The following is a 23,898-nucleotide window of genomic DNA, read 5'->3' on the forward strand; positions in this document are numbered from 1 at the left end:
CTGCCCCACCGCAAGCCGATCTTAACCGAGTGTGACGTGCCAGGGATCTAGAGAGGCGTGCTTTATAGACCGCTTACAGTACATCGGTGGTTGTCCTTGCAGAAGGGGCAACCACCCCATCCGGGCAGTTGCCCCGGATTGGGAGAAAGAAAGGGTGAAGCGTCAGTCGAGATCGAACAGCCGTGAAACGGTGGCGGCTATGGCCCAGGCGTGCGATCGGGAACGCGCCCCGATGCGTATCACCGGTTGAATGCGCCGGTGGCCGTCCACGGCTCGAATGACGTCGACTTGCACGCCTGCGTCGAAGTCGAGTCGCATGACCGACACGCAGATACGGCCGGCGCGATAGGGTGCTTTGGGCCACGCCGACGATCCGCGAAGGCCGGAAAGCTCCTCCTCCGCCGTAGCGGTCTGATTGGCCGCTGCCACCCATTCGGGCGCAAGGTCGGCAATGCGTAACGCCTGATCAAGTTCGGCGGCGACCTCGCCCACCGTCTTGCCAACCGGATCGAACAGCACCTTGGCCAGCTCAACCGGCAAGTCCAGTACTTCAGACATGGAAACTCCAAAGAAAAAGGGCCGCACCAAAAGGTGCAGCCCTTGATAGAAAGTCGGCCGCCCAGGTGGGCGGCCGTCAGTTCGATTTAATGCGTGTGGTGTCGCAGAGAACGACGTTGGTCGCGCTCCGCCTTGCGACCGCGTTCGCATGCGACGATGCCGTAGCCGCAGAACACCAGCGTCAGAAGCAGTGCAACAGGACCGAAGTACATATTCATTCTCCGTTCATGGAATCCATGCCTACGATGTAGGTTATCACACCGATCACGACCAGGGCGGCGACGTTCATCGCTGCCCAGATCGAGAACTCCGAGATGGCGTGGACATAGCCGACAACGCCGACGATCGATGAGACCGTGAGCGTATGGCAGAACCGCCCGAACTGCTGCCGCTGATCCTTCGACCATGATGCGCGAACGAGCCGCGCCCCGAGTCTTGACCGCGGCGATGACGCAGGAGGAACGATCGAGACAATTGCGAAGCTGTCGCCCGTCGACTGGATGAGCTTGGCCTCGTAGCCGTCCCAGGATGCCGTGATCTCGGGAGGAGACTCGCTGTCCTGCGTTACCGCTAGGCAGGCGCGGACGCGGGACGATACATAGACCATTCCCAGCTGATCGTCGTAGGACCCACGATCGATAATCGTGGTCCCCGAGGGAAACTCGATGCACACATCAACGAATTGCATCGCGCCTCCTATCGCCGATCACTGTCGAGGCCATCCACGAGCCGCAGGTCCCCAAGCAGTGCCTGGTAGCCCTCGTCCGTGTCCAGCTGCGCGAGCGGTACCACGTTGTCGCCGCCACCCGACAGGTCGCGACGACCCCGCCGCGTGCGGAACGACACCGCGACGTGCTGACGCGATGACGAGTCCGCAACCTCGAGCATCATCCGGCTGGTACGCAGGGTGACGCGGCAGCCGCGGCCGGCCTTCGCCGGCTCGGCCACCACCTCATGCTCGGCCGCACGCAACCGAAGATCGCGCGCGACACGGTGCAGCATTCGCGTCGCGTGGTGCGTCAGCGCTGCGTCAGACGCGGCGCCGGCGGCACGCCGATCGGCATAAAGAACTCTCGGTACCTTGAACATCTTGCCCTCGAAATAAAAAAAGCGAGGTCCCATAAGGGAACCTCGCTATGCAGGAAGAATCCGGCAGTAGCCGGCGAATGAACGGCTCAGCGCGTGATGCGCATGCCCGAAGAACTGCTGACGAGCATCACGCGATCGCCGGGGGCGAAGCGCTGCTCGTTGGATTGAACGACCACCAACGTCCGACCGGACGCGGTACGCACCACGACCTCGAAGCCGGGGTGACGCGCAAGCGACTCGGACAGCCGCTGCGAGACGTATGCCGCACCAGCACCAGCAAGCGCGCCGGCGATGTATCGGCCGTTGCCGCCGCCGATCGTGCGCGAGCCGAGAAACGCGCTGACACCCGCACTCAGTAACGACGCGAGACCGGATCGGTCCGACTCACTGCTGATCGTGATGCCGCGCACGCTGACGACCGTGGCCGCCTCGATTTCGCCCCCACGCTGAACGTCGTAGCGCTGGTAGACATCGGGCGAGCCGAAGTCGTACGAAGCACACGCGGTCAGGGACGCGAGAAGCAGGACAGAGATGAGAAGCTTGAACATGACGATTGCCTCAAAAAAGAGGGCAATCGCCCGTCAGGGAGATTGCCCTGACAGGGAAGCCGACACGTTGTCGGTGAGAGAAATGCGCACGGGTAGAACCGGTGCGGCTGGGGTCGATGCGCAGATGCGCGAGAAACAGGACCAGTGTAGGCCTGCGCGCCGCCATCAGCCGCCGGAATCGTCGGGAAAACCGCCCCGCTTTCCTCCGGACGAAAAAAAAGCGCCTGCCCGATTTCTCGGAAGGCGCTGGTTGAAGTTGTGTTGGCAATCTACCACGGGATATCCGAATCGATCGGGGCCACGCCCTTGCGAGGCCTCGCCTTCTTCGGTTTGGGTGCGTCATACCCGAAGCGCGCCCAGGCCTCCGGATCGATCGGCACCGGATTCGTTCTTCCCGTTGCGAGGTTTACGAACACCGCCGAGTACGACAGCGAACCCGTCCGGAACAATGTCCAGAGCAGGTTGAACGCCTGAACGGAGATCGCCTGGTTGATGACCAACGACTGCTTGCGCAGCGCGTCGGCCATCGAACAGGACGGCAGATCGTCGCCCTTGTCGTTCTTCGCGTTCAGCAAATCCGGGAACAGATCACCCACGTGGGGCAATCTGTCGTGCCGAGCTTTACCGAGCTCCCCGAGAATGACCTGGCCGCGGTCGGTCTCGTTACCGCAGTCGAGGTAGTATCGGACATCCCCCCGCTTTGCGGCCTGCACAATGGCGTGTCGCGCGCGTCGGGTATCGACACATCCGACCACGATGTCCGCATCCAGGCTCACCTTCGAGTCAACACGGCGCGGCTCAGCCTCCCAGTTCGTTCCCATCAGGTTGTTGAGCCGATTCACCATCAGGAGCGCCTTGTACAGGCCGACGTCGTTCGGATAGAACCCTTGCCTCCCGACGTTCGTCTCGCTCACCGTATCGTCGTCGTACACCGTGCAATCGATCCCGCCCGGATGACCGAGTTCGATCATTGCGTGGTGTAAGCGCGCGAGGCTGGGCAGAAACGCACTGCCTGTCCCGCCCGCGCCAACGACTGCGACCTTCCACGGACGACGCAACAGATCCGCAGGTATGCGATGTTGAAGTGGTTCGTTCAGCATGAGACTGCTCCGGCAAGCGCTGCGGCCCAAGGTTGCGGCACGTCAGGATAGTTCTCGAAGATCCCCTTCACGCAAAGACGTAGCACTCGCGTTGGTTCGCGGTCGCAATTGCCCAGCACGAACGCAAATTTCACGTCGTACCGGTCGTCTTTGTTGTCGGTGATCGAGAAGTACGCTTTCCACTGCCCATGAGAATGACAGTCAACGACCAGCGACTCTCCTTCGGCGAGATCCGGCCGATCGTAGTCGAGATGTGAAGGCCCGTGCGACAACGAATGCACTCGTATCAATCGGAACTCGCGCGATACTTCGCTCCAGACGATCCAGGCACCCACTTCGTTCGGGAAGGCCTCGCGCGTCATCGCTTGAAACTCTGCGATCAACGTCGGCGGAACCGGGCCGCAGCGCAACTCAGTCACCTCCTCAACGGTTCCGTAGGGAACCGCAGTCAGTGCGTGATACATCGCAATTCGCCGAACCACGCGAATCCACGGACGCACGACCTCGATGAAAACGCCGTTCGATGCGACCAACAAGCGCTCCCCCAAACGCGTCATCGACTCGACCGGCTCGCGCGACGGCACCATCACGGCCGGAAATGACTGCTGCAGCATTGCGTCGATCGGGTTCATGCACCCTCCCGGTGGACACCGCATGCAACCTCACCCGCCGACCATTTCGTCGGAACCAGCGCTTCTATAGGGAACACCTCGCCAAACTTTCCGTCGAGCATATCGCGCCAGAACGCATAAATACCGTCCTGGTAATCGACACGTTTGCCGCCGGCGTTCGGGTGAGTGAATGCGGATTCGAAGAATCCAGCCTCCCAACCACCGATGGATGCCACGTCTACACGCGACGGCACGCGGGCCGAACCGATGCATATCCCGCCTCGAATCCAGGTATTGAAGTACGGAGGTTCGAAAACCGGAGTATCGGCATCGGGCCGCCCTGCGCATTGAACCGCGAAGACGGCGAAACCGTTACTCGACGCACGGAACACCAGACCCGGATGCGGCACGACCGAAGAACGCTCGCCGATCTCCTTGCATTTGAAGAACACACGACGAAGGCCAGGAGGGCACCACCAGGTCACCGAGTCAGCGGACACGCACAACACCGTCGCGGGCAGGAACTCCGCGCGCGGTGCGCTGTTCGCTGCAAGCTGCCGCAAAGTCTCGATCAACACCACACGATCGAGAGGGCGACCAGCGCCGACTACCGGCTTGGCATCCCGCCCGGCCATCACGATGGGGTGCGCCGTCGCAAAGGTGGCGCCCGCGTCGTTCGCGTAAAGCAGAAGTGCGTGAGACAAAGCTACATTAGAGCCCGTACGGCCCTGTGAGATAGAAGACATGAACAACTCCGTTAATTGGTAATTTCCGTCACGAGCGTGAGGAGACGATCCAGGTGTCGAAGAATTTGAAATGCAAGCGAGAGGTCCGAATACTGCTGTCGGATTGCTTGCGCGTTACCGGCAAGCCGCGAGAACCCGCTGTAGACCGTCGAATCGCCACTGTTCGCGCAGCAGTCGAAGTGACGGTCCAGCAGCTCGCCGACGAACTCGTCCCGGGCCCAAACGACGGAACAAAGTGCATATGCCGGGTTGGTCGAATACGTCACGTCAAAGAGATCGTGCTTGCGCCGCCGCTGGTTCAGTAGCGCATGCAGCTTGAGGACTTCCGTGCATGCACGGCGCACGTATCCGCGGGAGCGGTTGCGTAATGCGGCGAGCTGTTTCAACGGCAGATGATTTCGGTGCCACCGCCCACCGCGATAAAACGACGGGCGAACATCCTCGGGACAGAGCAACGGACGCACCGTCGACGGAAGGTAGTGATGCCGAGCATCGGCGTCGTCATCGAAGGCGTCACGCAGGAACTCGTCAGCATCTTTATCCGAGATGGATTCGTCGCCGTCCCACCACGCACATGCGAACTCGTACATAAACCAGTCTGCGCCGCGCACCCAGAGCGTACGGGCGCTGGCCCAATCGATAGCTGACGTGATAGCCGCGAGCAAACCCGGATGAGCTTCACGCAGCGCGAGAGCCCTTCCTTCGAGTGAATAGATCCACTCTTGCGGAAACTCCATCGTGAAGAAGAGTGGCGTTTCATCGTCAACCTCCGACTCCCCGTCGAGACCGTTCATCACGTCTTGCACCGCATTCCGATCGAACAGAAGTGGCGTGAACTGCAGCCGTTCAAACGTTCCCATCTGCCGGTGAATCCATGCAAAGAACGCCTGCTGGAATGCGTCGCCGGGATCGGCCGGGTTGTGCACGTCCGACGCGCGAAGCGGACCATATTGAAAGTGCTTCCGAACGAGGTCCGTTACGACCACATCGGATCGCCAACGTAGCCTGACTTGCGTTGGGATCGTCAAATCCAGTCGCGGGAGCGTCAGAAGATCAGCGGCAGGTCGACGTCGGGCAGCGGCAATGCGTGCCGATTGCCAGGACGCGTCGGCGCCTCCAGCGACGTTTGAATCAGGTAATCCAGGATCGAAGAACATTTCTTTGATTCCTCGTCATATAAAAAAACCACCCTTTCGGGTGGTTCCTGTTGGTTGAATGCGTTGTCCGGGTCGGACAGCGCCTTGAGTAATGCGTCCTTACGCATAGGCGCCCTTAGCGCCGGCCGCACGGACGAACTTGTAGGCCATCACCTCACCCTTGACTTCCGGCCCGTCAACAGCGGCCGTTGTCAGTTCGGGGTACTGGGCGGTGTACAGATCGCGAACCTGATCCGGCGAGAACGCCGCACCAGGGTCCAGGAGCGCCATACCGTTGTAGGTGAACTCGCGAATGATTGCTGCAATGCTGATCGACATCGTTCACCTCACAGATCGAGCAACTTCGACAGGTCCGTACCTGCCGGCTTATCGGTCGCCATGGGCGACCCTTCGGCCGGCGCCGCGCTGGCCGCCTCGTCATCAGGATCCCCATCCGGCCCGTCTTCCGCAGTCGAAGCCAATGGCGTCGACGCTTTCGACAATACCTTTTGAGCCTTCGACACCTGCGTCTGCTGCTGCGCTTCGAGAATGGCGTTGGTCGCCTGCACCTGTTCGCCAAGCGACTGGTGCGCGACCGAAAAGCTCCTTACGGCGGCGGCGAAGCCCTCGTCGAGCTCCGCAGCCGTCGCCTTGAGGATCAGCGGTTGCCGGAGCGCGGCATCCTTACCACCTGACGGAATCACAACCACGGCAATGCGATCGCCGTCCATCGCCAACGTCAACACAAGTTTCTCCGCCGAACGAATCAGCGCTTCCAGGGCTTGAAACATACGAATCTCCAGAAAAAATAAGCGCCGCGCGAGGCGGCGCAAGATATCGATGCGGTTCGACCAACGGTCGGCCGCTCTTCAGAATTTCAGGACCTTCAGGAGCTTGCCTTCGTAGGTGAACCCTTCGACGGCAAGCAGCGAGGTGATGACGTCAGCCTTCGACTTCGAGAACACCTTCTTGAAGGTGTCCCCCATCGCCACGCGCAACCCCAGTTCGTCAGCGATCACCATCATCTCGGCCTTGGTGACGAGCTCCAGAAACTCTTTGTCGAGTTTCCAATGCCGAGTCAGGTCGAGGTTGTGGTGCTTGCAGAGCTGGCGGAGGTAGGTCACGTCGAGGCCTTCGATCGCCGCGACGAGCATGCCGGTCATCAGCGTGGCCCGCTGCTCGTCGTTTGCGGCGGCGCTCAGTGAGAGCGCCTTACCGAAATCGCCCGCTGGCGCCTTCTCGTCGGTCACCTTCTCGAATGCCGCCCGGAAAGTTTCCTCCTTGATCTGCCGCGCGTATCCAGCGAGGACGATCGCGATCAGGTATTGCCGGGCCAGCCCGGCATCCTTCACGACTTCGCGACGCAACGCCTTTCGCCAGAGCGCCTCCCGGTATAGCTTCACCCGGTCGGATTCAGCGACGACCGTTACCGGCTGGGCTACTGCCGGCGTAGCGCTTGAGGCAGTCTTCCCTCCACCGCCTTTCGTAGCTACAGCGGCGTTCTTGCCGTCACCTGAACTCGCCAGTGCCTTCTCAGCTTGGATCCGCGCTGCAACCTTTTTCATATTGCAGACGACGTCGAAGCACTGCCCGCGGTAGACCTTGCCAAGCGAATCCGGCAAGCCGCTCACCGCGACGCCGTAGTTCTGACAGCCGTGGCACGCCTTCGCCTGTTCAGCCCCGACGCCATTCGTACCGTCGACCGCAAGCTGCACACGCGTGTTGTTGTCGCCCGCGCGCACGATGCGCACGAGCGGAAACTCCTCGCGCAGCCCTTCGGCAGTCGCCTCGAGCTGCTTCTCGGTCTTGCCGTTGTAGCAGGCACGGTTGGTACAGTTCCCGGTAGCGATCGACTCGCCGAACATCTCACCCTGCGTCGCAGAGTTGTGCTGGCAAGCCGCGCAGTCGGTCTTGTCGAAGATCGCGGCGCTCAAAGAACATGCTGCGCTTTCCACAAGCTTCCGGACATCGGACACGGACTTCTTCTCCGCGACAATCACGGGAAGCACACGGTCCTGGTTCTCCTTGGATAGGGCCGCTAGCAACTCGGCATGCCCCAGAGAGATCTGACGCGTGTTCAGCGCATTGAGGACCTCGGCACTGCAATTGAGCAGAGCCAAGCGGCTGTTGAGGGTAGCAATGCTCCAGCCAATACGTCTGGCCGCCTCTTCCCGATCGCCCTTGCAGCGCCCGAGCAATCTGGCAGCGTCAACAGCCTCTTCGCCGGGCGAGAGATTCGCGCGCTGAATGTTCTCGATCAGGGCGATCTCTTCAGCATCGGCATCGTCGACCAACTTCAGCGTGACCGGCATATCGTAGTCTTCGCCACGTGTTTCCATCGCGGCTTTGTAACGGCGGCCGCCAGCGATTAACTCGAAATACTCGTCGTCGAGCGGTCGAACGATGACAGGGGTATCGACGCCGCGTTCACGGACCGATGCTTTCAGCTCCTCCATTTCGGCGTCGTCGAAGTACGTTCGGGGATTTCGCCCGAGCTTGATCCGACGCAGCTTGATGGTGGGTTGCTGCAGGTGTGCATGTTGCATGGCAGGTTCTCCGGGGAGGGAACCTGCCCCCGATCGGGAGTGGTTCCCGATGGGGTTGAAAAGAGATGCCGGCGGCGCCGGCTGAGTCGATGCGTCGGAGACGCGGTAGATGAGGAAAAGATACCGCTTGAATTTTCGGGGGCTCGCCGGAAAGCCCGGAAGAATCACCTAGCTTTCGGCGATCACTCCCGTAGTGAACCGTCGCGAACGGCCATACTCGATTGCTAGCCAGCGTGCGGCGCCTCTTTAGTGCTGCCACCGAAACGACGCAGCAGCGCGGGAGCCCAGATCGCTGCAACCGCGATCAGGAACAGCGCAGCCGAGCGCCAAGTGAGCCTCGTGCTGTCCGCGCGAGATACGACGGACGCGTCAGCGACGAAGACGCTTTGACCACTATCGCCTCGGACCTCGAAATCACGGTGGAGAACACGCCCGCGCACACTCGCCTTGCGATACACACACTCGCTGGTGCCGTTGACGACCTCTGTCGAGATTCCCGCAACGCACGCCCCGGGCACAGCCACGTCGACGCGCTCGAAGCTCCCGGAATACCGAATCGACGCCAGAGCTGCGGCTACAACCAACAGCCGGATGATCCACTTCGTCATGCCGCCCCTGCCTGCCCAGTCGCCTGGTGCTCAACCGTGGAGGACCGGCCAAGCTCTCGCATCGCCTGCAGGACCCGCTGCGCGGCGTCGCGCGCTTCAGTGGTTTCCGCCACCCACTTGGCCTGATCGAGATCGACGACGACGAATACTTCACGCTCGGCGGACCACTGGGCGATCAGCCGTGCAACTTCGGCATGTCGACTACCCAACAGCTGTAGCAGAGACACCTCCTCTTCATTGAGCGGACGGCGAATTTCTCTCATCGTTGCGTAGCCGCATGCGATCACCGCAACAAGTAGGCCGAGCATTTCGGCGAACAATATCCACTTCTCCAGCGTAAGGCCCTCGCGTTGTTTGAATTGAAACAAGTCTAGCAACAAAAAAGGCCCGATCAAAAGATCGGGCCTGGCTTAAAGAGACGTGTGTGCCGAGGCCGCCTAGAAGAGGGCCAACTGGTCGACGACATTGAAGATGCTGACCTTCGACTCCGCAACTGCCGCGTCGAAGAGATCACAAAGAGCATCGTCGCTCGTTCGCATTGCGGCCGCCGGCACCTCAACATCAGTCACCGAAACGACGTCCTCAGCGAGCAACAATTCGCCATCCCGAACTGGCTCCGCGCCAGCATCTGGAACAACGGTGGTTCGCTCTAGCGCCAGCAATTCGCGTAAAGCGTCCGCCTGTCTGCGTTGCCGGAGCTTCGCCCGCCAACCCCCAAGGATATGGGCCGGGGTGTACCACATGCCCCAGACTTCCAAGGTGAGCGCGTTTCCATGCACGATGATCGCCGGTATGTGCATCATCGCCAGCTGCAGGTACGTCATATGGACGCAGCGCGCATCGATATCGATGCAAGTTGCATGCATGGTCTGCTGGTAGTTCTGGCCAATCGAAAGCAAGGCGTCGGCCGTTGCGATTACCATGCCACCTGCACCGCACGCTGGCTCTTGCATACGCATGAACCCGTCCTGCTCGATGACCTCGCTTCGGCCACCAATCGTGATGCCTGCCATCAGCCGCGAAACGCTGTATGGCGTGAAGAACTGGCCGGCGCGGTCGTTGCCGATGCCCATCATCATGTACGTCTCGCCGAGCACGTCCGTCAGGTTTCCCGGACAGGGCAATGCGCCAGGCGGAAGGTCGTCGTCAACGCCGAGTCGATGCTCGAACGACAGTGTCAACTCCGCGAACATCCGAGCAAACAGTTGAACCTCGTCAGGCTTGTACTTTCCGATGATCTCCAGATAGCGCTTCTCGCGCGAATCAAATTGCGGTTTGTCGACGCTGTTACTTAGCGCGATCGCGGCCATCTCGACAAAGTCGGCGAACACCGTGTTCGTCTGGTGCGAGTAGCCAAACTGCTGGATCAGCTTCACGAGCTCGGCCTGATGTGGGTCAGCTGCGCGTGCGAATTTTCTCTCCGCGCTCTTTCGGCTCATGCTGCGACCTCGAGCGTGCGGATAATGGATGCGGACATGGTGCTCTCCAGATTGTCGACGGGAGAGCACGCCCGACGGGAATGATCCCGTAGGGGTGAAGTGAATGGGCCGCAGGCGCGGCCGTGAGTCGATGCGTCATTGACGCGGTAGATGAAAGGAATGGTACAGCGCGGCAGCGGTGCCACCGCCACGAAATGCGGGCCGGTACTGGCACGCTTTTCCGTCGTCAGCGAGCTCGTTGAGATACCCACATTCCCGCTGCACAAACTTGTGGATAAGTCCCGCGGACCTACGCCCGGCGTGCCTCACCTCGTGATGCTCAAAAATTGAGCATGAACGTCGCCGCTCAACCGGTTGAGGGGGGCTATACGGAAAGCTCCAGAAAACAGGCGCGCTTTCGCGGTCATTTCGGTCGGCCGCGAGTCGCATGGTTGAGGTGGGCGCATCCGTCGCCCTCGTCAAACCGGCTGGACTCGAGCCGTCGGTAAGGCGACATTGCCTTCCAATGCTCGATGTCGTCAGCCGCGCTTGCATTGGTACCGTCAGAACTTCAACGCTCCTGATATGAATCTGTTCATTCCCATCCCATTGATGATCCTCATTTTTGCCGCTGTCTTCGCAAGGCTCGGCCACGACATCAAAGTGATCTTCGGATGTGCGATCGCTGCCTTCCTCGCAATCTGCTGGGCATACTCCCGCCTGCAACGACAGCTCGAACATTGGGGAAAGCAGCGCGACGTGTACGAGAGAACCGTTATGGAGCAGCGCTACCCGTTTTGCCACGTGACTCGCCTATCGTCCGGTGAATGGTTCCTCACCGAGAAAGAAACCGGACGCGAATACAAATGGGTGGCCAAGATCGCAACAACCGAGCCCGGCTACAACAAGGACACTCGATGAGCAACGTATTCTTCTCCGGCCTTACCGTGCCCCTGGATGACGTTCAGGAGCATCCGGCAGCTTTTGTCCGCCAGCTCGAGCGCGCAAAGATCAATCCGGGCTACGCGCAGTGCCTTTGCCGCGGCACTTCGGCGCCACTCCGCCTCCAGATCCGTCGATACGGCAGCCTGCTGCACCTCGCTGGCTGGCCGGACGAAGGCCCGTTGCACGAACGCAAGTCATGCTCGTTCCACAAAGACCCGAACGACGGCGGAAGCGACGCAGGCGTGAGCCTTCCGGGCATCGTTGCCACTGCAGTTGGCTTGCGCGCGAAGCTCGACGTCGCCCTCACGCAGCGTACGATCGCCGCAGCGTCTAAGGGCCAGCGGAAGGCCGGTGGACCCACAACGTCTCGACGCTCGGCGCCGCTCCTCGGATTCCTGCAGGCGCTCTGGCAGGTCGCAGGTCTCAATCGGTGGTCGGGCACCGATCGGGTGCGCAACTGGGGAGTGTGCAACGCACGCATCCTCGGTGCGCTCGGCGACGCGATGATCAACGGCGAGCCTGCGGAACAGGTGCTTCACGTCATGCGGCGGTTCCAGGAAACGGACAAAGAGGCGATCAACAGCGAATTCGACGAGTTCCTCTCCCGTGTCGGCCAGCGAGAGGGAGCGAATCATCGCGGCCTGGTCGTCGGCGAGATCGCAGAGATTGGCGTGACGCCGTACGGCCGCTCGCTCACTCTGCGCCAGAGTGCGAAGCGGTACTACTGCAACAGCGAGCTGCTCTCCCTTGCCGAAAAGAGATACAGCCACGCGATGCGGGCGCTTGGCGATCGTGATGCTCGCGTCGTTGTGGTACTCGTCATCGAGCGCACACCGAAGGGTCACCATGTCGTCGTTGACCTGGCCGCGATGCTCTGCTCGGCGGCATACGTCACCTGCGATTCGATCCACGAGGTCGCGATGGCGAATCGACTCGTCGCCGAGCGCCGCAGTTTCGACAAGCCGATACGGCTGGTTGAAGGTGCGGAAATGCTGCCCGATTTCGTTTTGAACGATACATCAGAGCCTACCCACATTGAGGTCTACGGCATGAACGGTATGGCGACGTACGAGGCCCGCAAGCGAGAAAAGCAGCGCCTTCGCACCGCGCGCGGGATCCAAGCCGTCGAGTGGGACATCGACACGACGGCATTGGCCGACATCCGATTCCCTCCTATCGCGCGCTGAACGGCCGGTACTTGACTTCGCCATGCGCCCGGCAAGATGGAGACATCTTTCTCACCAGGATGCCTCCAATGCACGGCAAGTCGCTATTCCTCCAACGCGCTGTCTCCCGCACCGATCAATGGGGCCCGCGTTTCCCCGCCCTCTCCATGGCATGCAGCCAAGACAACTCCATTTCCGGCGGCCGACAGCTGGCGATCGCAGTCACCGATGAACAGGGGATGCGATGCGCGGTCTTCACCAGCTTCGGAGCTATCCTTGAGTTTCGAGCGTCGTGGGCCGAACTCGATCGTGCTGGAACGTGGTGGCATTACGCACGCGCGTGGCATTTCTGGGTCGTCGCGAATGATCTGTCCGCACGACGGGTATTTCCTACCGATAAAAGTGACGGCACCCTGGCATTCTTCGGAGAAGCCGGACATTCGGGAACGTCTACCGAATCACTCCTGTCCCTTATTCACGCTGCCGAGAAGCGCGCATCTCGACGTTAATTCGCCGGGACCCTTTATTAATCGGAAGGAATATCCGCGCTTTTCTCGGTATTGCCATCTTGCAAAAACAGCAATAATGCCGGCGACGAGAAACTTACAACCTTCCGACAAATGATCGAACAGCTCTATCCATGTGAGCACTGTGGCGGCCGGCCGACCGTCGGCCGATCCCAACGACTCGTTGACGGCGACGAAAATCGCCTATTCGACTTCAGCCAGTTCGGCCGTTTCGGCGGCCCACCGCGCATCGGCGATGTAACGCCCCGCCCGCCCGAAGCCCCTCAGACCGAGCCGATCGTCTGCATCTACTGTACGGGTTGCGGCATGTCGACGCAGTGGGAAGCGATCGGCAATGACGAGACTGCGGCGAAGGACCGATGCGCCGAAACCTGGAACCGGCGCTTAAATCGCCCTGCTGTATTGAAAGAAGACGTACGCGGCCTGATTGAAAGAGAACTCGGCGCCTGCGATACGCAGCTCGTGCTCGACATGCTATCCCGCGTCGAAGGAGACTGGACCGAGGTCGGCCCGATCTTCAAGATGCTGGCGCAGCGCGTCGTCGATGCGACCGTCGTCACCTTCGACTCCTGGCCGATTGCGCCCGTGCTCGAGGACGCTGGGCGGTACCGGAAACTCGTCCAGCTTGCGAAATGGATCGACGTCGACGGCACGGACTATGTCCAATTCCCGAAAATTCACTCGCCGAGCGAGCACCGCGATTTTCTGTTCGAGGACCGGATCGCTATTGCCGTCGACGCCATGCCGGACAGAGATCGGTGGTAGTCGAGTGAGGTAGATTGCGTCCGAATAGCTGCGCTGCTACAACGCGATGGAGATCTTCGTCGCGCTCGACATCGCGCACGGCGCGATATGCACTACCGCGAAAGATCGGAGCGCGCGTCGCGCCGATGCAGCAGGCGAAAAAAAGCCGGCTTGCGCCGGCTGAACGATGGTTCTAGCTTAATCCGAGGGCCGTGCCAGAACCTGAGAGAGACACACTCAGTGTATCGAGCCCCGGCCCGCCGCAATTCCAGTATCACCCCCTGATTTCAAGCGCTTTCTGCGTGGTTCCATCTTCGCCCGGCTAGTCTCGGCACGTCGCCGGCGTCAGCACCCCGAATCACGTCGCTTCTCTCGCCTGCGCACCGAGCATTCGGTACAACGCCTGCCGCGAGATGCCCAGCGCCGCCGCAGCGTGGCTCTTGTTTCCGTTTGCCGCCTCCAGTGCAGCCTTCGCCTCGTCGGCGGTTGGCTGCATCTTCCGCATTTCGTCCTGCCGCGCAAACGTCGACAAGTAGGCATTCGCCTTCGACGGACGGCTATGCCCAGCCGCCTCGACCACCCGACGCTTGGCATTCTCATGTGCCGCCGGATCGGGACGCGCTGACGCCCCCTTGATCGGCGCCGGCACTTCGGCGACATCCGCATAGAGCGTCTGCAGATACTCGTGGCGCAGCCCGTGACTCGTCACCCCGATACCGCTTTTGGTCACGCCGTGCTTGGAGAGCACGTAGTAGTACCAGTCGCGCCATTGCTTCAGCGAGCGGCCGGCGGGAATCGTGGATCCCGTCACTCCGTTGCTCAGGCGCGCGGCCTCCTCCAGGATCTCGATCTTTCGCTCGATCGGCACCTCTCGCGGCCGACCGCCCTTCGTCCCGCGCGTCACCGCGAGGTTATGCGGATCGCGCACCGCTTCCACTGGTCGAAGCATGAAGCTCTCCTCGACGCGCAGCCCGAACGCTGCCTGCAGCTTGAGTTGCACTGCCGTGTACGGACACGTTTGCGCGATCTCTTCGATCTTCGCCACCGCGTCCACGCCGTTCGCCACCCACGATTTGTCCTCGGTCGCCACATAGCTGCGCTCGAGGCCCGCCGCACGTCGATCGACGTAATCGCCGAGCGTTCCGACGAGGTTGGCCTTGCCTAGCCATTGCGCAAGCGCCCGCAGGTACGTGAGCTTGTTCTCGATCGTGCCGCCCGATTGCTCGTCCTTCACCCATCGATCGACGAGGTACTCGACGTGCTTGGTCTTCAACGACCAGGGCGTTTGCAACGCGAAGCCGCCCTCGCGCAATTCGACGAACGCCTTGCAGATCGCCGTCGCCCGGTATTCCTGCGTCTTGATCGACAAGGCACGTTTGCTGATTCGCGTCGTGCTATGAATTTCCGCGACGTGCTGATCGAAGAGCACCAGCAGCGCGTCGCGAAACTCGGGCGCCAGTCGATAGCGGCCCACAACGGATCGCACGTTGAGGATCGCAGCCATACGTCTACTCCTTGCGGCCTACACCGCTCACACTCGGCGGGAATCCCCCGCCGTTCAAGTCCATCATTCGACATGCCGAGCTCACCACAACGTTCAGTGACGCCCGCTCCGCAATGTCCTCGCAGCATTCATGAAGGCAAGCATCGCCTCCTATGCTCGAGCCATCGTATGACGCGCGGCCCCTCCGTCAAGGGTGGCCATGCGCGCTCCGCGAAAGCCCCACGCCGGATTTCAGGACGCCCCCAGCGCGATCAACTTTGACCTCGCGCACTGAACCATAGACGTTCACCTTTCCAGCGGGCCGCCCCTACCTGGCGCCCCACTGGACTATCCCGCTTCCGTCATCGCTGTCGCGCAGACGGCTCCGCCGGATTCCGCCGGCGCGGTCTTGCTGCTTCCTGTCCTTTAGCGATTCCATCCGATCAGCCCGATGCATGGGAAGAGCATGCATTCCGACCGTCCAACCTGCTGCCGTGACCAACGCAGCTCGCGCTTCGCGCAAACCGTCCCCGATCATTTCGCGCCCGCTTGTAGGACGCGCTGCGCGGATTGCCTCCGCACAGTCCAGCTTCGTGGCTACCCTGCCAGCCTGACGCTTGCGCGTCTCGACGCCGACGGACCTCGCGGTTGCCGACGCCGGGCTATGTGCCGCGCAATTCCTGTTGCGCATTTGGGTTACGGCTGCGCCTACCGTTCGTTCTTCCAATCAGGGAATCGCGACGCCGGTCTCTCCGGATCGCAAGACTTCCCCCGCCCCCAAGCACGTTCATGTCGGCCGCGGTGTATCGGGCTTCCTGAACGCACCCAGCTCGTTCGCTGAAAGGGCGTGAGCAGACGCAATCGAGGCCGCGTGGACTGTCCGGTGTCCGGTGTCCACATGTCCTCATTGCGTCCCATTGCGGCAAACCGCCGCCGATCGTATGGATATCGCACTGTCCAGGGGTCCTCAAGGTGGACCACTGTGTACTTGATTTGCTTCAGAAAAGGGCCGCGTCAATGTGCGGCCCGGTCATTTCACTGCGTTGGAGGCCCAGAGCGGGCCGGAAGGGAGGTGTGAGCGCCTGGCGCTCGGGGTCGATGCGTCGATGACGCGGTAGGTGATGCCCAGAATAGGCCGTTTTGTCACGCTCGATCGCGCGAAAGCTGGCGGGAAGTGCGCCGCTTTCCAAAACTTGACTTCGCGAACCGCTCGATAGACTGAATCACGCAATCTCGGACTTTATCCGGGAGATTCGAGGGCTCGCCACTGCAATCTCCCACTTTATGTCCGACTTCGAAATCGGCCCGCACTCAATGTCCGACTTTATCTCGGACTTTCGCATTGCGCCCGTGTCGAAGTCCGGCTCCAGGTTCGACGTTGCGCCTGCCATCTCACACTATCGACCGAAGGAGTCGCCCTTGAAAACTGCAGTCTTTGCTATCGACGTCGGTTACGGCAACACGAAGTACGCGCACCGTGCCGGGAACAACAACATCGCCACCGGCATGTTCCCCTCCCTCGCGCCGCTCGCGGCAAGCCGCTCGATCGCCGGTTACGGCGACAGCGTCCTGACGGCCCGCAAGGTGGCCACCATCGTGATCGATCAGGTCGAGTACGAGGTCGGACCGGACGTTTCGCTGACGGCCGCGTATGGCAACACCGGTCGAGCACTCGCCGACGACTACATCCTCACGAACAACTACGCCGCGCTGCTCTTCGGTGCGATCCACTTTGCCGGCGTGACGCATATCGAGCGCCTCGTCCTCGGTCTGCCGGTTCACAACCTGAAGAAGTACGCAGGTGAGTTGATGGAACGGTTCACCGGCACGCTGGATTTCGGCGCCGGCCGCGTGAAGATCGACAAGGTGATGGTCATCCCGCAACCGCTCGGCTCGCTCGTCCTTGCGTCCACCAACCGGAACGGTGGGTTTGGCCGCGACGTCGAACACCTCGTGGTCGACGTCGGCTACTTCACGACCGACTGGGTGTACGCGACCGGCTTCGCGATGGACGATAAGCGCAGCGGCGGCATGCCCGGCGGCGCATCGCAGATCTATCAGCGCATCGCCCAGCTGATCGCGCGCGACCAAGGTGACGCGGTGGAGGACATCGAGCGGATCGACAAAGCGCTGCGCGAGCAGACGCCGTTCTTCTTCTACGGCAACAACATCGACCTCGCGCCCTATCTCGAGAAAGCGCAGCCGTTGATCTCGGGCGTGGTGAAGGAGATGCAGAACAACGTCGGCCGCCTGGCAAACGTCCGGTCCATCATCCTGTCTGGTGGAGGTGCGGCGCTCTACGCATCCGTCATCCGCCATGCGTTCCCGCGCGTCGTCATCGAGGTCATCGACGCGCCGTGCCTCGCGAACGTTCGAGGATTCCTGCTGGTCGGGGAGTCGAGCGTCGCCCGCGAGCGTCGGTAAGGAGCGGACATGAGCGACAAGATCGAGATGACCATCACGATCAACGAGCTCGTGTCGCCGCTGCTGTTCGAGCGGTTGAGCGCGTGTCCGTCGGCCCGTCGCCGGGCCGCCTTGCTCAAAGCGTTGGCGGAATCGGCGCTGCGTCAGGAGTTGACCGGACGCGGCGGCGTCGCATCGCTGGCGCCCGTGGCCACTGCGCCGTTCGCTACGCAGCCTTCACGCCAGTTCGAGCCGGTACGCCCGTCGAGCACGGGCGATAACGAGGGGTTTGAGGTGCTCAGCGTCGGCGACGGAAGTCATGACGGCGCACGCTTTGATGACTCGCTTCACGAGCAGCTCGGCGCTTGGGGGTGACCAACTGTCGGTCCGTCTATTCGCGCCTTGCTTTCTGTATAGACCTGAGAGAATAGCCGTACGAGGTCGGTGATCGAGACGTGTCCCACGCCACGCGCCGGAACAGAAGGAGAAAAACATGCTGGAACTGATCGAATGGATCCGAAACGGGGAATTGGTCCATAAGCTGGCGTCCCCGTTCTTTTGGCTCGCCGTTGTCGCGGCCGCCATCGCCGCCGAGTATTCCGTCGCCGCATGGCATGCCCACGTCGCCAACACCAAGGACGCGGAATGAAGGCCGTCACCGAAGCGCTGTCCGCGGTCGCACGCGGCTACCGCGCTCTACCTTTTGTCGTCCGGCGGATCATCCTCGTTCTGGCGTACTCGCTGCTCTTCATGGCGGGTGCCTTCATGCACAACCGAGGCGCGGGCGACATCGCGGATCTGTGTCTCATTGTTGGCGGGATCGGTGCGTATTGGGCCAGTGGGATGTGGCGGATGTTCAAGGTCATTTTCTTCGTCGTTCGGTTCCTCGGGCGCAACTAAAAAAAAAGCGGCTTCCCGAAGGAAGCCGCTTGTCGTCAGATTTAGTGCTTTCTGCTCTTTTCTTTCTCTTCGAGCCAAGCAATACAAAAGTCAACCGCCGGCTGGAAAGCTTCATCCCGCAGGATAAAGCGATCGTCACCTTCAAGCAGTCGGTCGATCACGTCGAAGCGCGGACCTTCGGAAAGGTCCGTTGCCCCCTCTGCCGCCGCTGCCGGCGATGCCGCGACCACTTCAAACTCATCCAGCACAAGTCGAAACGAGCCCATCATTCACCTCGTGATGTAGCCCGGCGCAATACGGCCCGGAGGGGACGTATCCCCACCGGGTAAGAAAAAAATGCCGGCGAATGCCGGCGTTGACGTCACATTGCTGCACACATCCCGGTACCGCGGATTTGCGCGAGGTTCCGCTTCCGCGTTTCCTCACGCGCCAACTGCTGCGCCTGTACGCGATCACGCTGCTGCATACGTCGTTGGTGCTGCAGCTTCCATACGTCGCAAAAATCCACGCCCTCGACCACCGACTTCACGATCGAAACGCGCTTGCCGTGCGAGCGAATGCGATCGGCAAGGATCTGCGCGTGATGCTCACCCGGTCGGAAACCGCGGCGCTGGTCGACCTTGTCGCGATCTGCATAGATGATCACGTGGTCGTAGTCGTCCCAGTTGATATCGGCATGTTCCAGGCCACCGCAATTCAGCAGGCAGCGGACCTCGATGCGATTCTCATACCGTGCGACGACCGCAAAGCCAGTTTCGGCTCCTTCCACCAATGCAAGCGTGCGAGCACGTGTCGTGTTGAGCAGCACCGACGAGCCGAAACTACCGGCCGGCGCGCTCATCTCCAGCTTCGCCCGCGCCTTCCCGTTCTTCGTGAGAAAGGGAACCTTCCCGCCGTCGACCGTGAGGTAGGTGCGATGGACACGCTGCGGCTTACCTACTCGCGATCGCGCGCGCTGAAGCATCACCGGAAACTTCCCCTGCCTCTTGCCGAAGGCGTCGACGTACTCCATACCAGGGTGGCAGCGCACGTCGCGTCCGATCCACTCGGGCCGCAGCCCGGGGATCCGCGCGGACAGATAAGTCCAGACGGGCGAATCATCAGTCACCGGAGCGGCACCGTCCCACGCGGCCTGCATTTCGCGACGCTTCTGCTCGTCGCTTTTCTCTGGCCGTGCCGGAGCAGGTTTCGCCTTGCGCGCAACCGCGGCGGGAATCCCACCGTTGTAGTTGCCAGTCTCGAGCTCGTAGTAGATCTCGCGATACGGCTTGTCCGTCACCTCGTGGATAAGCTGCACGCCCGTACCGCCCTTCAGGCAGCGTGCGCAATGCCAACCACCGTTCGGGTCTCTTTCGGCCGGATAGATCCGAAAGGTTTCTTCCCCATCGCAAAGCGGACACGTCCACCACCGCCCTTTTCCACTCAAAAATCCGCTGTCGATGTAATGCGGAAAAATGTTCGACCAGTCCAGGTTCGAGAGAACCAGTTTGTTCAGCTCACGCATGATTTGTCCTCCATTCGCCCGACGGCGGAAACGCGTGCCGCCATCACTCGGATGGGCAGCACAGATGGATCACTAGACCTCTCTTCCGCAGTGGTCCCCAACGTCGCGTCGAATCGACGCAACACGGAGAGCCCCAAACGGGACGAAAGGCAAAAGCACTTCTCGTTCACGGATTTCTCCTGTTGGACTGCGGGTTTTTCGATGCCTGAGACAGGCGCAGAAACGCTTGCTCAACGAAGCCGCGCGAGCGCGTCGGCTTGGTTCAGCAACGTCAGCGGGACAGGAATTACGCGAGGAAAGAAGGACGGCGAGCTGCCGCGCCCGAGGGCACGACAGCTCGCGAAAGGTGAGATGAAACGGGAGAGATCAATCGAACGGTGAGCCCTTACGGGAGCACCATCTGTTTGCGATATTTTAGTGGGGTCAGATCAAAATGGGATGTCGTCATCCATCTCGTCGAAGCCACCACCGCCACCATACGACTGCGTTTGAGCCGGCGCAGGCGCCGAATGCTGCGGACGCGTCGAGTTGCTTGCCGGCGGTTGACCGGGTGCCGGTCGCGATGCAGGAGCGCCCGTTTGACGGCGCGCGCCCTGCTCGAAGTCCGCGTCACCACCGTGACCACCGCCCTCACCGCGACCGCCACTGTTGCGGCCGCCGAGCATCTGCATCTGGTCTGCGACGATCTCGGTCGAGTAACGGTCCTGTCCGTCCTGGCCTTGCCATTTCCGTGTGCGGATCCGGCCTTCCACGTAGATCGAGCTGCCCTTCTTCAGGTACTCGCTGACGATTTCGGCCAGCCGGCCGAAGAACGAGATGCGATGCCACTCGGTCATTTCCTTGTAGTCGCCAGACGCTTTGTCCTTATAGCGATCGGTCGTCGCAAGACGCACATTCGCTACAGCGTCGCCGCTCGGCAGATACCGCACTTCCGGATCAGCGCCGAGGTTTCCGACGAGGATCACTTTGTTTACAGATGCCATCTAGAACTCCTTCACTTGGTAATTGACCACAGCCACTTGTCCCACATGACTTGCTGGCCGTCTTTGTAAATGGGTGATCCGTCCTCCTTGCGGAAAGCCGGCACCTTGATCTTGCGCAGGCGCTTCACCTTGACGAGGTCGCCGACGCGGCAACCACATTCACTGATCGCTTCCTTCAGCCCCTCGCCTTGGAGCGTCTCGTCGCCGTTACGCGTATCGAGATGAATTGCGAACGAACGATAGGAACGAGACTTGCCAGGACGACGATCGGGAAACGTCTCTTCGCCCCAACTCGTAATCCGGCCTTCGACCACCGGGGAGCGCCCAGCCGCCTCATTGCCACCGCGCTGATTCCGGGACCGACTGGATTCACGCATTGGCAAAGAGGTACGCGGCTCGAATTCAGCGTCTTCAGTCGATTGCCGTGCGCCTTGCGATTGCTCCGCACGTGCTCCGGAGTCGGCAGGAGCCGAAGCGACACTCGAAGCGGGAGAAGCCGGGAGGCTTTCGCGGCGGATCGCCGTGGCGATCGCATCCTTCAGTGGCATCTCGTGCTCGCTCAACATAGCCCAGTGCGGCGCCAACGCCGGCAGGATCTTCGTGCCGAACATCGTGTCCCCAGGTGCATCGTCGAAGGCCGGCACGAACTCAACCACGCTGTCGCCCTCGTCAACAAACAGGTGGGCCATTCCACCGATCGTCACGAACGTCTCGTTCAAGGCCCCGGTCCCGACCGTGCGTACATTGCTGCCAGGTGGCGGCTGATGTACCGTCGACTGGCGTGGCCCGCCCGGAAACGCCTGAGCGAGCACGCGGGTGAAGAACATCGTCACGCTACCCATTGCGCCTCCAGCGACAGCTGGCCACTGCACCAGCGGTTGAGTCGTTCGAAGTCATAGTTGAAGAGTGGACAGTCCCGAATCGCGTCCTGCATGGTGCGCGGATTGACGTTGCGGATAGCACAGACCCATCGGTACGGGATCGCTCCGGTCCAAAGCTCCATGATCCAACCGAGCGTCGAGTAGTAGTCGATCTTGTCGACCGGCCGGTTGCAATAGCGATCGTTGAGAATCGCTGCGCAGTCGGCGAGGATCTCGGGAAGGTTGTCGCTACGCCGGCTGTCGAGTGCGAGGAATACGACCGCCTCGGCGAGCCCTTCACGTACGTGCGGCTCCCAAAGATCAGGGTCTGGCAGGGGATCGGGCTTAGGTGGGGTGATGAGAATCGGCGAATCGCCGCCGAAAATGTCGAGCTGCCAACCAGCTACTTGGGGTTTCATGATGGTGCTCCGGATTGCGACCGGGCACCTCATTCCCCGTACCGGGAACGTGGTTCCCGGTGGGAGATGGGGTGACCGTGCGAATTGCTTCGCACGGTCGGACTGGGGCGACTTACTTCGTGCCCGTCTTCAAAGATTGGGCGGCGGCTGAACTGGGCCGGGCCTTCATGGGGATGACAACCGCCGACTTCGCATACTGACGTTGAGGGGTCGGTGGTACCTGGACTGCGGGACGTGCAACGACGCCTTGACCGCGCTTCGCCTGCTGCGAAGCGGTTTCGACGTCCTGACCATCGGCGCTATCGCGCTCGGACGGACGCGGCGCACTCTTCGCGCCGCTCCTGAAGTGATTGATAGCTGCAAGAACCACGAACGCCATAACGATGATGGAGTGTGCGGCAATATAGAGCGCCACACACAGAGCGAGGAACTTGCCAGGCGATTTGAACGCGCCGCTGAACAGGGACTTCAACATTTTTCTCTCCAGAGAAATTGAACAAGGGGATGTCCGGACAACGCCCGGTGGTTTCGATGCTCGGGACGAGCAAGGAAATCGGCGCGAAGCGCTTTCGTCCGCGACCACGAGGTCAGCGCACGAAATCGCTCAGGGCAGATTGAAAGGAAGGCGCGGGCGGGCCGCGAAATGGCAGAGCCGATCGGCTCAGGAAGGTCGATGCGTCAGGAACGCGTGATAGAGGTAGGGTAAGCCCCGCTGACGAGAGGGCCGCGCCGAATGCTCACCAATCGCGTACAGCTTTGGCAGCGCCCGCTCGACGCAACCGGTTGATGGGCTAAACCGAGAATGCTCCAGAAAATCGTATAGCTTTCGCCGGAACTTGACTTCGAAAAATCGGAGACAAACTGGACGCGTCACTTCAACAAACGAGGCGCTTCCAAATGTTCTGGATTCTCATCCTTCTGGTCGGTGTCTGGGCACTGTCCAAGCAGTACACGAAATCCCACCCGCGTCGCCCTTCCGCATCGCCGGTTACGCGAGCCCAGGCATCGGGCGATGCGGGCGAGGCGCGCGTGATCGAGGAGTTGCGGCGCATCCTCTCGCAGCTCTGCGGCAACGATTTCTATGTGCACCCTACCGCGCTACTTTTGCTCCACGCGCCGGGCACCGAGTTTCCAACCGCTGAGGTCGATCACCTCGTCGTCACCCCGTTCGGCATTTTCGTGATCGAGACGAAGAACTGGGCCGGCTCGATCCTCCCGGGCCGGACCGCCGACCAAGTCGTTTGCCACCTGCCCGGCGGGAAGCTGGAGGAGCGGCGCTCGCCGATCAGCCAGAACCGCGCGAAGGTCGCCTTCCTGCGTGGCACGCTGCCCGCGCCGTGGAACGTTCAGGGCCTCGGCGTCTTTTCCCACGACGCCTGCCGCCTCTCCCCCGACCTTCCGCTCTCTCTGGTGACCCTGCGCGACCTCGGCTACTGGTTGCGGACTCAACGGGAGCGGCACGTCGAGTCCGGGAATCCGAAGATCAACGTTTCGGCTGCATGGGATGTTGTGCGTCGCCTGAGCGTCAACGACCCGACCGGTGCCGCGCTGTCCGAGCACCGCCATAAAGTTGCCCGAAATTCATCCGTAAACATATGACCACC

Annotated in this window: 29 protein-coding genes; 8 read left to right on the plus strand and 21 right to left on the minus strand. The window is 61.3% G+C overall.

Translation table 11 applies throughout. The annotated features are described in order from the left end of the window. Nucleotides 1-162: 162 nt before the first annotated feature. The 14 genes from BDI24065_RS37300 to BDI24065_RS37365 all read right to left on the minus strand — a co-directional run bounded on the left by BDI24065_RS37300 (nucleotide 163) and on the right by BDI24065_RS37365 (nucleotide 10,381). A complete protein-coding gene (locus tag BDI24065_RS37300) occupies nucleotides 163-558 on the minus strand; it encodes a hypothetical protein (protein WP_175035393.1) in 396 nt (131 codons plus the stop codon). A 214-nt stretch (nucleotides 559-772) separates the two neighbouring features. After that, nucleotides 773-1,246 (minus strand): hypothetical protein, encoded by a 474-nt coding sequence (locus BDI24065_RS37305; protein WP_175035394.1) that lies wholly within the window; start codon nucleotides 1,244-1,246, stop codon nucleotides 773-775. Nucleotides 1,247-1,254: 8 nt separating this feature from the next. Beyond that, nucleotides 1,255-1,647: a hypothetical protein gene (locus BDI24065_RS37310; RefSeq protein WP_175035395.1), complete on the minus strand. Its 393-nt coding sequence runs from the start codon at nucleotides 1,645-1,647 to the stop codon at nucleotides 1,255-1,257. An 86-nt stretch (nucleotides 1,648-1,733) separates the two neighbouring features. After that, the gene (locus BDI24065_RS37315) at nucleotides 1,734-2,195 is read right to left on the minus strand and encodes a hypothetical protein (RefSeq protein WP_175035396.1); all 462 of its coding nucleotides are present in this window, start codon (nucleotides 2,193-2,195) and stop codon (nucleotides 1,734-1,736) included. A gap of 269 nt (nucleotides 2,196-2,464) precedes the next feature. After that, nucleotides 2,465-3,295, minus strand: a complete 831-nt coding sequence (locus tag BDI24065_RS37320) for a PRTRC system ThiF family protein (RefSeq protein ID WP_438820047.1) — start codon at nucleotides 3,293-3,295, stop codon at nucleotides 2,465-2,467. Then, entirely contained in the window at nucleotides 3,289-3,927 is a 639-nt protein-coding gene (locus BDI24065_RS37325) for a PRTRC system protein A (protein ID WP_175035397.1), read from the minus strand. The genes BDI24065_RS37320 and BDI24065_RS37325 overlap by 7 nt, the downstream gene beginning before the upstream one ends. Then, the gene (locus tag BDI24065_RS37330; RefSeq protein ID WP_175035398.1) at nucleotides 3,924-4,652 is read right to left on the minus strand and encodes a PRTRC system protein B; all 729 of its coding nucleotides are present in this window, start codon (nucleotides 4,650-4,652) and stop codon (nucleotides 3,924-3,926) included. The genes BDI24065_RS37325 and BDI24065_RS37330 overlap by 4 nt, the downstream gene beginning before the upstream one ends. A gap of 11 nt (nucleotides 4,653-4,663) precedes the next feature. Beyond that, on the minus strand, nucleotides 4,664-5,809 hold the full coding sequence (locus BDI24065_RS37335; protein ID WP_175035399.1) for a PRTRC system protein F: 1,146 nt from the start codon (nucleotides 5,807-5,809) through the stop codon (nucleotides 4,664-4,666). A gap of 99 nt (nucleotides 5,810-5,908) precedes the next feature. Next, nucleotides 5,909-6,127, minus strand: a complete 219-nt coding sequence (locus BDI24065_RS37340) for a PRTRC system protein C (protein WP_175035400.1) — start codon at nucleotides 6,125-6,127, stop codon at nucleotides 5,909-5,911. An 8-nt stretch (nucleotides 6,128-6,135) separates the two neighbouring features. Beyond that, nucleotides 6,136-6,579 carry a PRTRC system protein E gene (locus tag BDI24065_RS37345; protein ID WP_175035401.1) on the minus strand — a complete coding sequence of 148 codons (444 nt, stop codon included), beginning with the start codon at nucleotides 6,577-6,579 and terminating at the stop codon, nucleotides 6,136-6,138. 78 nt (nucleotides 6,580-6,657) lie between these two features. Then, the gene (locus BDI24065_RS37350; protein WP_175035402.1) at nucleotides 6,658-8,334 is read right to left on the minus strand and encodes a PRTRC system ParB family protein; all 1,677 of its coding nucleotides are present in this window, start codon (nucleotides 8,332-8,334) and stop codon (nucleotides 6,658-6,660) included. Nucleotides 8,335-8,558: 224 nt separating this feature from the next. Then, nucleotides 8,559-8,942, minus strand: coding sequence for a hypothetical protein (locus BDI24065_RS37355; protein ID WP_175035403.1), 384 nt, complete (start codon nucleotides 8,940-8,942; stop codon nucleotides 8,559-8,561). Then, nucleotides 8,939-9,262, minus strand: coding sequence for a hypothetical protein (locus BDI24065_RS37360; RefSeq protein ID WP_175035404.1), 324 nt, complete (start codon nucleotides 9,260-9,262; stop codon nucleotides 8,939-8,941). Before BDI24065_RS37360 ends, BDI24065_RS37355 begins: the two co-directional genes overlap by 4 nt. A gap of 117 nt (nucleotides 9,263-9,379) precedes the next feature. After that, the gene (locus tag BDI24065_RS37365) at nucleotides 9,380-10,381 is read right to left on the minus strand and encodes an N-6 DNA methylase (protein WP_175035405.1); all 1,002 of its coding nucleotides are present in this window, start codon (nucleotides 10,379-10,381) and stop codon (nucleotides 9,380-9,382) included. A 564-nt stretch (nucleotides 10,382-10,945) separates the two neighbouring features. Between BDI24065_RS37365 and BDI24065_RS37370 the strand changes: the two genes are divergently transcribed. From BDI24065_RS37370 to BDI24065_RS37380, 3 genes are all read left to right on the plus strand, one after another. Further along, nucleotides 10,946-11,281, plus strand: coding sequence for a hypothetical protein (locus BDI24065_RS37370; protein WP_175035392.1), 336 nt, complete (start codon nucleotides 10,946-10,948; stop codon nucleotides 11,279-11,281). Next, entirely contained in the window at nucleotides 11,278-12,492 is a 1,215-nt protein-coding gene (locus BDI24065_RS37375) for a DUF1173 family protein (protein ID WP_175035406.1), read from the plus strand. Before BDI24065_RS37370 ends, BDI24065_RS37375 begins: the two co-directional genes overlap by 4 nt. A 599-nt stretch (nucleotides 12,493-13,091) precedes the next feature. Then, the gene (locus BDI24065_RS37380) at nucleotides 13,092-13,763 is read left to right on the plus strand and encodes a Lar family restriction alleviation protein (protein ID WP_175035407.1); all 672 of its coding nucleotides are present in this window, start codon (nucleotides 13,092-13,094) and stop codon (nucleotides 13,761-13,763) included. Nucleotides 13,764-14,100: 337 nt separating this feature from the next. On the opposite strand, the gene BDI24065_RS37385 is transcribed toward BDI24065_RS37380, so the two are convergent. Next, a complete protein-coding gene (locus BDI24065_RS37385) occupies nucleotides 14,101-15,246 on the minus strand; it encodes an integrase domain-containing protein (RefSeq protein ID WP_175035408.1) in 1,146 nt (381 codons plus the stop codon). 1,398 nt (nucleotides 15,247-16,644) lie between these two features. On the opposite strand from BDI24065_RS37385, the gene BDI24065_RS37390 reads away from it, so the two are divergent. From BDI24065_RS37390 to BDI24065_RS37405, 4 genes are all read left to right on the plus strand, one after another. After that, nucleotides 16,645-17,649, plus strand: coding sequence for a PRTRC system protein D (locus BDI24065_RS37390; RefSeq protein ID WP_175035437.1), 1,005 nt, complete (start codon nucleotides 16,645-16,647; stop codon nucleotides 17,647-17,649). A 9-nt stretch (nucleotides 17,650-17,658) separates the two neighbouring features. Continuing rightward, nucleotides 17,659-18,003, plus strand: a complete 345-nt coding sequence (locus BDI24065_RS37395) for a hypothetical protein (RefSeq protein WP_175035409.1) — start codon at nucleotides 17,659-17,661, stop codon at nucleotides 18,001-18,003. A gap of 118 nt (nucleotides 18,004-18,121) precedes the next feature. Next, nucleotides 18,122-18,277 (plus strand): hypothetical protein, encoded by a 156-nt coding sequence (locus BDI24065_RS37400; RefSeq protein WP_175035410.1) that lies wholly within the window; start codon nucleotides 18,122-18,124, stop codon nucleotides 18,275-18,277. After that, nucleotides 18,274-18,528, plus strand: a complete 255-nt coding sequence (locus BDI24065_RS37405; protein ID WP_175035411.1) for a hypothetical protein — start codon at nucleotides 18,274-18,276, stop codon at nucleotides 18,526-18,528. Before BDI24065_RS37400 ends, BDI24065_RS37405 begins: the two co-directional genes overlap by 4 nt. A gap of 41 nt (nucleotides 18,529-18,569) precedes the next feature. Here BDI24065_RS37405 and BDI24065_RS37410 read toward each other — a convergent pair whose 3' ends face one another. The 6 genes from BDI24065_RS37410 to BDI24065_RS37435 form a co-directional block, all read right to left on the minus strand. Next, the gene (locus tag BDI24065_RS37410) at nucleotides 18,570-18,797 is read right to left on the minus strand and encodes a hypothetical protein (RefSeq protein ID WP_254609939.1); all 228 of its coding nucleotides are present in this window, start codon (nucleotides 18,795-18,797) and stop codon (nucleotides 18,570-18,572) included. 92 nt (nucleotides 18,798-18,889) lie between these two features. After that, entirely contained in the window at nucleotides 18,890-20,032 is a 1,143-nt protein-coding gene (locus BDI24065_RS37415; protein WP_175035412.1) for a DUF7146 domain-containing protein, read from the minus strand. A gap of 428 nt (nucleotides 20,033-20,460) precedes the next feature. After that, nucleotides 20,461-21,015, minus strand: coding sequence for a single-stranded DNA-binding protein (locus BDI24065_RS37420; RefSeq protein ID WP_175035413.1), 555 nt, complete (start codon nucleotides 21,013-21,015; stop codon nucleotides 20,461-20,463). 11 nt (nucleotides 21,016-21,026) lie between these two features. After that, the gene (locus tag BDI24065_RS37425) at nucleotides 21,027-21,857 is read right to left on the minus strand and encodes a hypothetical protein (protein WP_175035414.1); all 831 of its coding nucleotides are present in this window, start codon (nucleotides 21,855-21,857) and stop codon (nucleotides 21,027-21,029) included. Beyond that, on the minus strand, nucleotides 21,845-22,294 hold the full coding sequence (locus tag BDI24065_RS37430) for a hypothetical protein (protein ID WP_175035415.1): 450 nt from the start codon (nucleotides 22,292-22,294) through the stop codon (nucleotides 21,845-21,847). The genes BDI24065_RS37425 and BDI24065_RS37430 overlap by 13 nt, the downstream gene beginning before the upstream one ends. A gap of 112 nt (nucleotides 22,295-22,406) precedes the next feature. After that, nucleotides 22,407-22,769, minus strand: a complete 363-nt coding sequence (locus BDI24065_RS37435) for a hypothetical protein (RefSeq protein WP_175035416.1) — start codon at nucleotides 22,767-22,769, stop codon at nucleotides 22,407-22,409. Between the two features lie 422 nt (nucleotides 22,770-23,191). On the opposite strand from BDI24065_RS37435, the gene BDI24065_RS37440 reads away from it, so the two are divergent. Further along, complete coding sequence (locus BDI24065_RS37440; RefSeq protein WP_175035417.1) at nucleotides 23,192-23,893, plus strand: nuclease-related domain-containing protein; 702 nt, start codon at nucleotides 23,192-23,194, stop codon at nucleotides 23,891-23,893. The last annotated feature ends 5 nt before the right edge of the window (nucleotides 23,894-23,898 follow it).

This window comes from Burkholderia lata (genome assembly GCF_902499025.1).
Taxonomy (GTDB): domain Bacteria; phylum Pseudomonadota; class Gammaproteobacteria; order Burkholderiales; family Burkholderiaceae; genus Burkholderia; species Burkholderia lata_C.

Excerpts from the sequence above, each read along its gene's own strand:
- BDI24065_RS37300 (WP_175035393.1), bottom strand. The coding sequence starts at position 558 with ATGTCTGAAGTACTGGACTTGCCGGTTGAGCTGGCCAAGGTGCTGTTC.
- BDI24065_RS37305 (WP_175035394.1), bottom strand. The coding sequence starts at position 1,246 with ATGCAATTCGTTGATGTGTGCATCGAGTTTCCCTCGGGGACCACGATT.
- BDI24065_RS37310 (WP_175035395.1), bottom strand. The coding sequence starts at position 1,647 with ATGTTCAAGGTACCGAGAGTTCTTTATGCCGATCGGCGTGCCGCCGGC.
- BDI24065_RS37315 (WP_175035396.1), bottom strand. The coding sequence starts at position 2,195 with ATGTTCAAGCTTCTCATCTCTGTCCTGCTTCTCGCGTCCCTGACCGCG.
- BDI24065_RS37320 (WP_438820047.1), bottom strand. The coding sequence starts at position 3,295 with ATGCTGAACGAACCACTTCAACATCGCATACCTGCGGATCTGTTGCGT.
- BDI24065_RS37325 (WP_175035397.1), bottom strand. The coding sequence starts at position 3,927 with ATGAACCCGATCGACGCAATGCTGCAGCAGTCATTTCCGGCCGTGATG.
- BDI24065_RS37330 (WP_175035398.1), bottom strand. The coding sequence starts at position 4,652 with ATGTCTTCTATCTCACAGGGCCGTACGGGCTCTAATGTAGCTTTGTCT.
- BDI24065_RS37335 (WP_175035399.1), bottom strand. The coding sequence starts at position 5,809 with ATGTTCTTCGATCCTGGATTACCTGATTCAAACGTCGCTGGAGGCGCC.
- BDI24065_RS37340 (WP_175035400.1), bottom strand. The coding sequence starts at position 6,127 with ATGTCGATCAGCATTGCAGCAATCATTCGCGAGTTCACCTACAACGGT.
- BDI24065_RS37345 (WP_175035401.1), bottom strand. The coding sequence starts at position 6,579 with ATGTTTCAAGCCCTGGAAGCGCTGATTCGTTCGGCGGAGAAACTTGTG.
- BDI24065_RS37350 (WP_175035402.1), bottom strand. The coding sequence starts at position 8,334 with ATGCAACATGCACACCTGCAGCAACCCACCATCAAGCTGCGTCGGATC.
- BDI24065_RS37355 (WP_175035403.1), bottom strand. The coding sequence starts at position 8,942 with ATGACGAAGTGGATCATCCGGCTGTTGGTTGTAGCCGCAGCTCTGGCG.
- BDI24065_RS37365 (WP_175035405.1), bottom strand. The coding sequence starts at position 10,381 with ATGAGCCGAAAGAGCGCGGAGAGAAAATTCGCACGCGCAGCTGACCCA.
- BDI24065_RS37370 (WP_175035392.1), top strand. The coding sequence starts at position 10,946 with ATGAATCTGTTCATTCCCATCCCATTGATGATCCTCATTTTTGCCGCT.
- BDI24065_RS37375 (WP_175035406.1), top strand. The coding sequence starts at position 11,278 with ATGAGCAACGTATTCTTCTCCGGCCTTACCGTGCCCCTGGATGACGTT.
- BDI24065_RS37380 (WP_175035407.1), top strand. The coding sequence starts at position 13,092 with ATGATCGAACAGCTCTATCCATGTGAGCACTGTGGCGGCCGGCCGACC.
- BDI24065_RS37385 (WP_175035408.1), bottom strand. The coding sequence starts at position 15,246 with ATGGCTGCGATCCTCAACGTGCGATCCGTTGTGGGCCGCTATCGACTG.
- BDI24065_RS37395 (WP_175035409.1), top strand. The coding sequence starts at position 17,659 with ATGAGCGACAAGATCGAGATGACCATCACGATCAACGAGCTCGTGTCG.
- BDI24065_RS37400 (WP_175035410.1), top strand. The coding sequence starts at position 18,122 with ATGCTGGAACTGATCGAATGGATCCGAAACGGGGAATTGGTCCATAAG.
- BDI24065_RS37405 (WP_175035411.1), top strand. The coding sequence starts at position 18,274 with ATGAAGGCCGTCACCGAAGCGCTGTCCGCGGTCGCACGCGGCTACCGC.
- BDI24065_RS37410 (WP_254609939.1), bottom strand. The coding sequence starts at position 18,797 with ATGATGGGCTCGTTTCGACTTGTGCTGGATGAGTTTGAAGTGGTCGCG.
- BDI24065_RS37415 (WP_175035412.1), bottom strand. The coding sequence starts at position 20,032 with ATGCGTGAGCTGAACAAACTGGTTCTCTCGAACCTGGACTGGTCGAAC.
- BDI24065_RS37420 (WP_175035413.1), bottom strand. The coding sequence starts at position 21,015 with ATGGCATCTGTAAACAAAGTGATCCTCGTCGGAAACCTCGGCGCTGAT.
- BDI24065_RS37425 (WP_175035414.1), bottom strand. The coding sequence starts at position 21,857 with ATGGGTAGCGTGACGATGTTCTTCACCCGCGTGCTCGCTCAGGCGTTT.
- BDI24065_RS37430 (WP_175035415.1), bottom strand. The coding sequence starts at position 22,294 with ATGAAACCCCAAGTAGCTGGTTGGCAGCTCGACATTTTCGGCGGCGAT.
- BDI24065_RS37435 (WP_175035416.1), bottom strand. The coding sequence starts at position 22,769 with ATGTTGAAGTCCCTGTTCAGCGGCGCGTTCAAATCGCCTGGCAAGTTC.
- BDI24065_RS37440 (WP_175035417.1), top strand. The coding sequence starts at position 23,192 with ATGTTCTGGATTCTCATCCTTCTGGTCGGTGTCTGGGCACTGTCCAAG.